This is a genomic window from Tritonibacter scottomollicae (assembly GCF_003003215.1).
Lineage (GTDB): Bacteria > Pseudomonadota > Alphaproteobacteria > Rhodobacterales > Rhodobacteraceae > Epibacterium > Epibacterium scottomollicae.
On sequence record NZ_PVUF01000037.1, the window covers coordinates 1 to 8,053 of the forward strand.

General features: G+C 57.1%; 7 protein-coding genes. 3 read left to right on the top strand and 4 right to left on the bottom strand.

Going from position 1 to position 8,053, the window contains the following annotated elements; translation table 11 throughout:
• Positions 1-663: 663 nt before the first annotated feature.
• Positions 664-1,704, bottom strand: a complete 1,041-nt coding sequence (locus CLV89_RS21610) for an IS110 family RNA-guided transposase (protein WP_106165661.1) — start codon at positions 1,702-1,704, stop codon at positions 664-666.
• Between the two features lie 199 nt (positions 1,705-1,903).
• Positions 1,904-3,046 carry a class C beta-lactamase gene (gene ampC / locus CLV89_RS21615; protein ID WP_106165662.1) on the bottom strand — a complete coding sequence of 381 codons (1,143 nt, stop codon included), beginning with the start codon at positions 3,044-3,046 and terminating at the stop codon, positions 1,904-1,906.
• A gap of 92 nt (positions 3,047-3,138) precedes the next feature.
• On the opposite strand from ampC, the gene CLV89_RS21620 reads away from it, so the two are divergent.
• The gene (locus CLV89_RS21620; RefSeq protein WP_106165663.1) at positions 3,139-4,008 is read left to right on the top strand and encodes a LysR family transcriptional regulator; all 870 of its coding nucleotides are present in this window, start codon (positions 3,139-3,141) and stop codon (positions 4,006-4,008) included.
• A gap of 300 nt (positions 4,009-4,308) precedes the next feature.
• On the opposite strand, the gene CLV89_RS21625 is transcribed toward CLV89_RS21620, so the two are convergent.
• Positions 4,309-5,124 carry an alpha/beta fold hydrolase gene (locus CLV89_RS21625; protein ID WP_106165664.1) on the bottom strand — a complete coding sequence of 272 codons (816 nt, stop codon included), beginning with the start codon at positions 5,122-5,124 and terminating at the stop codon, positions 4,309-4,311.
• 94 nt (positions 5,125-5,218) lie between these two features.
• Between CLV89_RS21625 and CLV89_RS21630 the strand changes: the two genes are divergently transcribed.
• Positions 5,219-5,839 (top strand): CGNR zinc finger domain-containing protein, encoded by a 621-nt coding sequence (locus CLV89_RS21630; RefSeq protein WP_165798188.1) that lies wholly within the window; start codon positions 5,219-5,221, stop codon positions 5,837-5,839.
• A gap of 180 nt (positions 5,840-6,019) precedes the next feature.
• Entirely contained in the window at positions 6,020-6,706 is a 687-nt protein-coding gene (locus CLV89_RS21635; protein WP_106165666.1) for a phytanoyl-CoA dioxygenase family protein, read from the top strand.
• A 111-nt stretch (positions 6,707-6,817) separates the two neighbouring features.
• Here the strand turns inward: CLV89_RS21635 and CLV89_RS21640 are convergent, their stop codons facing one another.
• Positions 6,818-7,630, bottom strand: coding sequence for a hypothetical protein (locus tag CLV89_RS21640; protein WP_106165667.1), 813 nt, complete (start codon positions 7,628-7,630; stop codon positions 6,818-6,820).
• Between the last annotated feature and the right edge of the window lie 423 nt (positions 7,631-8,053).

Here is an 8,053-nt window from a genome sequence, read left to right on the forward strand (position 1 = left end):
CTGCATCGGGTGGCTCCTCTCAAAAGCAGTTCATAGCAACTGCACTATGGTGCATTGCCACGCCGGTTGATGCAGGAGCCATCCACCCCATCCGCTCAGCAGACCTCCGACCTTCCGATTTCGCTGCACGATGTCATGAAGGGCCGGTTCGGGGAAGCTGCGCCGCGGAAGCGGCGTTGTGGGTAGAAGGCGGCTCTGGGCCGCTAGTTTCTGGCGCAGGTAAGCGAGCTTATCGATATACGCAGTCTTCTGGGTCAGAAATGTTTGACGTTTGGGTCAGAATTGAAAGACGCGGCTCTGCTGTTCCCTCAGGTTTTGGCCGTTGATTAAGTCAAAGGTGTTCGACGTCCCACACCCCCTGTCAGGTGTCAGGCAAAACAGACTTTTGTGTCAGGTTGCTGACCCATCTCGCGGGTGCAGAACGTCTAGCGGTTCTCTGATCGCGGTTATGTCAAGGGCGTTGGGTTTGTTGTCCGCCGGGGTCGTGGTTCTCTCCGAAGTCAGGCGATGCTGCTTCAAGATGGCGTCCGGGGCTGATCGTCTTGAATGTCATTCACGAGGTTGATGCCGGTTGCGCCACCTCGACCGCTTTACGCAAGATCGATCTGCCTCCGTCCCGGAGGACGCCGAACCCGCCCTGTCCTCAGGCGGGTATGCTGTTTGTCAGGTTAGAGGCTCCTTTGTCCAATTGAACTCAGTCCCATCGCGCCAGATCGCATGGAGGATCACAGCGATTTTGCGTGCGGTTGCCACAGCGGCTTTCTTGAAGCCTTTGCGCGCGCTGAGCCGGATTGCCCAGGATTTGAGAGGTGAGTACCGGCTGACCTGCGTCATCAGCGACGTTGCGGCAGAGACCAGCAGGCGGCGCATCTCGGCATCCCCACATTTGGAGATGCGGCCCGATCTGTAGATCTCACCTGACTGGTATCGTCGCGGTGTCAGGCCAAGGAACGCGCCGACATCGGTTGATCGTCGGAACCTGTTTGCATCATCTATTGTCGCGATGAAGTTGAGCGCCACGAGTGGGCCGACGCCCGGCACCGTCATGAGGCGACGGGCCAGTGTATTCTGCTTGGCAACATGCATCAGCTCATCGCCCAGGGCTTCTGCCGAGGCGCAAAGCGTTTTGTGAATGGGTATCATGGTCTGTGCCAGAAGCCCCAGCATTGGATCACATGCGCCTGCCTCGGCGAGTTGGTCACGGAACCCCTGGCGATGATGGGCGCGCAAGACAGGACCCATGCGGATCCCGAAGGTTTTAAGGACACCACGGATGTGGGCCTCAAGGTTCTTGCGCATGCGGATCAGCCGTTCGCGCGCTGCAACCAGCGTCCGCACACGGTCCGAGGCTTCGCTGCGAATATGGACTTTCGTAAACCACCCGGTCCGCGCCAGCTGCGCCAGACCCTCAGCGTCCGCCTTGTCCGATTTGTTGAGGCGCGCTGACAGCGCCTTGTGCGCCATGCGGGCATCGATACATGTGATCGGCACACCGCGTCTTTCCAGCTCACGCGTCAACCAGGTGGCCAGTATCCCACTTTCATGCACAACGCGTTCGGCACTTGGGGCATTCTGCGCAACATATTCCGCAATGGTATCAGGTTCGGTCGGCACAGACGCGCGGTTCAAGACTTCACCGCCTGCGTCCACCACACAAATCGAAACTTCTTTCAATGAAACATCCAAACCAACATAATGGCTCATGTTCGTTCTCCTTACGGCTTTTGATTGGTGAGGCTGATACTATCAGACCTCGTTCGCCATCGGAGAGTGACCACCGCGATCACACCATGTCATTGGTAAGGCTTGCAGCGAAGTTTTGAAGTTAGATGGCGGCAGTGCGGGCAAAAACCGATATTCGGCATGCTCTTCCGAGCATGCCGATGCGGCTGGTAACGTCACCTCATTCAGCTAGCATGCGGGTAATCAGGTCGTGGGTTGCGCGGACCCGGGCCTCGTTGGGGGAGTTGCGGTTTGCAAGGACCACGACCCCCAGATTTTCGCTAGGGACCATAGCAATATATCCACCGAACCCGTTCGTGGCGCCCGTCTTGTTCAGGATGATATCCTCATCGGACTGACCTGCCACCTCATGCATCGGTTGGGGATTGAGGATGAAATCATAGCCATTTCCATCCACCATACGTTCCGGTTCGACAGGCCAAGGATAAGCCTCCCAGATCATGGCCTGCGTATACAGTCGCGTCTGGAACTGCCCCTTCTGAGTGCGAGACACCGCATTTCGGATTTCAGGAGAGACATCCCCATTCGTAAGCGCGACGTCCAGAAGTGTCAGCATGTCACGAGCAGAGGACTTTACACCATAGGCTTCATCGTCAAGAACGCCGGGCGTGACACGGATTGGTGCATTCGTTTTCCGGTCGTAACCATATGCATAAGAGGCCGCCGCGCCTTCGGGAACATTGATCCACGTATTCGTCAGTCCGAGCGCGGGGAGGAGATCCGTTTGCAGGGCATCAGTATAGCTCATGCCCATCGCGTCGGAGGTGATGCGCCCCAGCAGGCCAATGCTGATATTGGAGTAGCTGCGCGCCCCCGGTTCAGATGGCTGCCAGTCCCCCAGCCAGTCCACCAGTTGATCGACATCTGCCGCCTCACTTGGAACCTGCAAGGGCAAGCCACCGGAATGATGCGTTGCAAGATCCATCAGCGTCAGCTCCCCTGCGGGTGCCCCTTGCAGGGCCGGAAGATAGGTCGAGACCGGCGCATCAAGCGACAGCTTTCCGCGTTCCTCGGCCAAGGCCGCCAACGTGGCATTGAAAATCTTACTGATGGAGCCAAGCTCGAACAGCGTATCAGGCGTCACAGGCCGCTGGTCCTCGCGCGAGGCCAGCCCGGTTTGATAGAACTGGTGCTGCCCATTATGGGTTACGCCCACGATCAGGCCGGGGATATCGTAGTCCGCGATTGCATTCTCAAAGCTTGCGGCGGCGTCAGTTTCAAACCTCTGCTGGCTGTCTTGCGCAAACACTGGGCTAAACGAAGCTGTCACGATCAGGGTGGAGAGGAGGGAGTTGCGTTTCATGTCTGGTCCATTTCAGTTTTCGAGGCTGAAATATCCGCAGCGGCGCGCAATAAGAAGACGACAACATATTGACCTGCATATAAGCTCAGCTCATGCCAGATCGTCCCGACATTCCCCTGAATGCTTTGCGCACCTTTGAGGTGGCCGCACGTCAGGGCAGCTTTACCCGTGCCGCCATAGAACTTCGCGTGACGCAAGCGGCGGTCAGTCACCAGATCGCGCGGCTGGAGGATGTGCTGCGCGTGACCCTGTTCCACCGCACCCCGGCGGGGCTGGTCATGACCGATGCCGGACAGGCGCTGTTCCCGGTGATGGAGCGGGGTTTGGACGACATTGCCCGCGTGCTCGACCGCGTTGCCGGTGGCCCGCCGACCGAAATTCTCAACATCGGCGCCGTGACAACCTTCGCCGTGGGGTGGCTCATTCCCCGGCTTCAGGCCTTTGATCGGGCACATCCCGGAATCACGCTGCGTCTGTCCACCCACAACAATCGCGTGGAAATCGCCCGCGAGGGATTGGATGCCGCCATCCGCTTTGGCGACGGCCAATGGCCGGGAGTCGAAGCCTATCACATCATGGACGCGCCCATGGCGCCGCTCTGTTCTCCCAGGTTGGACATGCAGACCCCTGCGGATATGCGAAAGCACACGCTTTTGCGCAGCTACCGAGCCGATGAGTGGTCCGCTTGGTTCGCGCAGGCCGGAGAAGCTTGTCCTTCCCTCACGGGTCCGGTTTTGGACAGTTCGCTTGGACTGGCGGATGTTGCCGCCGAGGGCTTCGGCATCGCGCTACTGCCCGTGTCGATGTTCGAACGTCAGCTTCTTTCAGGTCGGTTGGTGCGCCCGTTCGCAACGACCGTGACACTCGGGAGCTATTGGCTGACGGTGCCCAAGGATCGACGGATAACTACTGCCTCAAAGATGTTGCTAGATTGGATGCGAAATGTAGCGGTCGATCACTAACTTATTAAATGAGCAATTCCGGCTTGGGCTCACTGCCGACATTGAGGGCAAGGAGCCAAGTTTGACAACTTGAATGTCCGGTTCCGGGAAGTCGAGACGCGATTTGCGCATGTGCGGCAACGAGAACCAACCTCGTTTCGCACCGGTCACTTTGGGCTGGCTGGCGTCATCTGGCGGCGGAGACCAGGTGCGGTCTCCCAGCAACCCGGTGCCGCGCCGCCGCAAGTCGGCAGTGAGCCCATTGCGCCTGATGCTGCGCGGTGTGCGAGTGGCGGCTTGTTGGATTGGACCGACTGTCATTCAGAGAAACTTCCGCACCTGATCGAGCACAGCATCAGGGTTTTCGAGCTGCGGCAGATGCCCGACCCCCGGCATGGTCGTGAACTCGGCATCCGGCATCAGATCGTGAAGAGATCGCCCGCGTTCGAGGGGAATCCAGGGATCATCCTCACCCCAGACGATTTTTGTTGGACAGCGAACTGCGCCGAACTGTGGCTCAACTTCAGCCGTATATTTCTCGTCCGCCTGTGCGAACTGACGATAGAAGCTCGAAGCGCCGTCCTCCGTCAGCCAAGGTGCAACAAGGTTTTCCAGATCGTCTGTCGGTATGTCATTAACGAGCGCACCTTCGATGTAAGCAGTGACCAGCGCGCGATGAATGTGTGCAGGCAGCCCCTGAAAGGCGTCGACATGTTGCCCCATATGGTCAAAAAAATCTGACCCCCAGGGGCGCATTGCAACGACGTTCATGAGAACATATTTCTCGAAATCACACCCATGCAGCAGATGGGCGCGCAATGTCGTTGCGCCGCCAAAATCATGCGCAACGACGTGCGGACGCGTTAGCCCCCAATGACCCAGCATTTCAGCGAAGACTTCACCTTGAACATCGAGCGATGTGCGTTGTTCGGCGCTTTTGGCCGATTGGCCGTAGCCGGGCATATCGTACCAATGGACGCGAAAATCCTTCGCCAGATTGGGGATCACGCGATGCCACGAGAATGATGACCAGGGCCATCCGTGGGCCAGCACGAGGTTCGGTCCTTCGCCGATCCGCCCTGCCGCGCCTCTGCCCGCAGCCGTCTCGTAGGTTTCATGCAAGCTCCAACCCGTCATTCCGATCTCCATTCTTACCATCAAAAAGATATTGATGGTAAGATACCCACCTGCTTCACACTGTCAAATCCGTGTTTTAAGGTGAGATATGGGTATGTTGCATCAAACCGTCTGGATTGAAGATGACCTCATCGGGGGTCATCCTGTCTTGGATTTTCTAAATACCGCTGGCGGTCGCACAAAGCTGCGCGATGTGGAGCGGCTGACCGACTTTCCGACCTTTCTCGAATGGGCCGTTGTGGCCGATGTCCTGTCCGAGCAGGAGGCCCGCGACCTGCTTGCGCGTGAGCAGAACGACGCAGACGCGGCGCAAGCTGTCTTGGCAGACACACGGCGTTTTCGCGAAGCACTGCACGCCCTCCTGATGGCTGAACAAGCGGATCTGGAATGGCCCGAGCCTGAACGCACTCAGGTTATAGACGCCATTCGCCAAGCGCTTAGGAACGCGCATCTTGAAAGCGACGGAGATACGTACAGATGGGCAACTTCACCCCAACAATCTGATCTGGAGCTACCCAAAGTAAGGATCGTCCTGTTGCTTGAAGCACTGCTTCGGAGCGATGATCTTGCACGAATGCGGAACTGCGAGCGCTGCTCTTGGCTGTTTATTGATCGGGGGCGGGGACGTGCGCGTCGTTGGTGCAGCATGGCCGCGTGCGGTAGCAGAGCCAAGTCGGCGAAATACTACCGTCGTAAGACGACGAAATCCAAGTAGCCGACATTGGCGCATGTGTAGCGAAATGGGACTTTGTACGGCTCAGCCGACCTCGGCCTTCGACAAAGATGCTGCTCTTGTGCGCTGTCGCGACGCAAGTCAGCATAGAGCCCAGAGTGTCAATTTTCCGCAGCGCAGCTAATGTCAGCTTGCACGAAGGTCGAAGGGTAAGCAGAGGTTATGACGAAGCAATCACTTAGTGACGCATTCGAAGAATACGGCCGAGTTTGGCTTAGAAATGCCGTTTCAGAAGACGACCTGACGCTGTTCGACCGCGCGGCTTCTATCTCTGCGAAAGCGGGACAAAGACTTGATGGATCAACGGCATTGGATGCCGCCTTGTCCGAGGAGAGTTCGGTGGTGTGCGCTGTACGACGCCTTGTACCAAAAGCGCTACCGGTTCGAGTTATTGCATTCAACAAGTCGGATAACGCCAACTGGGGCGTTCCTTGGCATCAGGATCGGGTCATCGCGGTTACCGAGAAGGCCGATGTCGCTGAATATAAAAATTGGTCTCATAAGTCAGGCACGTGGCATTGCGAACCGCCAGAATCCATCTTGGCAGAGATGTTATTTGTCCGCGTTCACTTAGACGATACTGAAGATTCCAACGGCGCGATGGAGATCGCAATTGGTAGCCACGCGGCTGGCGTGATTCCCTCGGAAAGCGCTGAACGCGTGGCAAAGACGTATCCGATCGAAACCTGCTCGGCCAAGCGCGGTGACGTGCTTATTTTAAAGATGCTGACCTTACACGCATCGAAACCCGCAAAAGTGAAATCCGGGCGCAGAGTGTTGCGTTTAGATTTTTCGACATCCCAATTGCCATCACCGTTGTCGTGGCACAGTCCTTTCACTAAAACCTGACATTCGTTCTTTAAGGGCAAATTGCAAATCCGTCCGCTCTGCCGACCTCGGCCTTCGACAAAGGTGCTGCTCTCGTTTACTGTCGCGACGAAGGTCAGCATGAAGCCCAATTTAACAGGTGCTGCTCCCGCATATTGACCCGTCCGGCCCAAAAGCATCAATGAATCGTCGCATGTAAAAACCCTGCGCGCTGCTCCGCGACCCGGTGAACCGCGGACGGATTAATGATTGGCTGGCCGCATCGATCTGGGCTTCGTTAATCGGGACCATTTCCAGCCGGACCACCCGATACCCACTGATATCGCTGGACGCACGCCGTACATAGACTGTTCCACTGCACTGCAAATCAGGATTGTCTGATCGGCGACAAATCGTGGCGACTGCCCCCTCTCGTATGTCCCGCAACATTGGGTCTAACGAGAGAGGTGCTGCTATATGCGCGGTCCCATTCCGGTCGCCGTCCGGGTTCTCAACGCGCAGCTGCCCGTACCCCGTGATCATCATCCATGGCACATCCATCGCAAACCGCTCTGGCAGGCGGTCAGAAGTCTCCGCAGATATAGGTAAATCTAGCGGTGACACATAATCGTCCAGAAACTGCGCAAACGTTATCCGCTCAAACATCTCAAGGTCTTCCCGTACGCCCGCGCGCGCTAGACGGTCCAACTCTTCAGCGACCTTTCCAACCAAACGCGTTGTCTGGCTTTCCACGGCGGCATCTGTCCCCGCAAGATAGGTGTCGTTATCTTTCGTGCAGGCGGCCACAGCGTCCGCCTGCAAAAAGTCCCGCTCCTCCATAACCTCGCAGGCTTCAGCCCTCAGCATGGCAAGTTCGCGGCGCTCCTGCCATTCGGGCCAGGCGAAAACAACGAGCCATGCAAATCCCCAAGGGATAAGCCATTTGAGCCACGAGGTTTGGGTCATATATCGAAGCATACTCATATCTATATCGATCCCACACTATCTCGCAAATGTCACCCAAGGAGGCCCACCCGAAGAAAGGTTGACCAGTTGAAATAATAGAATGGGAACAGCAGCTTCGCCCCGCCTCTCCGCCGTTAAGCGCGTGATCGGCTCAAGTGCCGAGGGCCCGGCGCTATGGCAGGGCCCTCGTTTCGTGGGTGTATGAAGTCCACGCATAGTCCGGGAGGATATAAGTCCCGTAGCTTCAGTTTGCACACCGCAACGTTTTGGCGCCAGTTAATAAACCGCAAGGACTCTGTTGCACAAATCCACTGATAGACAGAGTTCCCCTTTCCCTAGACGGACTTATCCCACGGCCTCGGTAATGGGTATGCCGAGCGCCGTATAGCCGTTCATGACGGCGATGCGGATTTGGACTTCCGC

Excerpts from the sequence above, each read along its gene's own strand:
- CLV89_RS21610 (WP_106165661.1), bottom strand. The coding sequence starts at position 1,704 with ATGAGCCATTATGTTGGTTTGGATGTTTCATTGAAAGAAGTTTCGATT.
- ampC (WP_106165662.1), bottom strand. The coding sequence starts at position 3,046 with ATGAAACGCAACTCCCTCCTCTCCACCCTGATCGTGACAGCTTCGTTT.
- CLV89_RS21620 (WP_106165663.1), top strand. The coding sequence starts at position 3,139 with ATGCCAGATCGTCCCGACATTCCCCTGAATGCTTTGCGCACCTTTGAG.
- CLV89_RS21625 (WP_106165664.1), bottom strand. The coding sequence starts at position 5,124 with ATGACGGGTTGGAGCTTGCATGAAACCTACGAGACGGCTGCGGGCAGA.
- CLV89_RS21630 (WP_165798188.1), top strand. The coding sequence starts at position 5,219 with ATGTTGCATCAAACCGTCTGGATTGAAGATGACCTCATCGGGGGTCAT.
- CLV89_RS21635 (WP_106165666.1), top strand. The coding sequence starts at position 6,020 with ATGACGAAGCAATCACTTAGTGACGCATTCGAAGAATACGGCCGAGTT.
- CLV89_RS21640 (WP_106165667.1), bottom strand. The coding sequence starts at position 7,630 with ATGACCCAAACCTCGTGGCTCAAATGGCTTATCCCTTGGGGATTTGCA.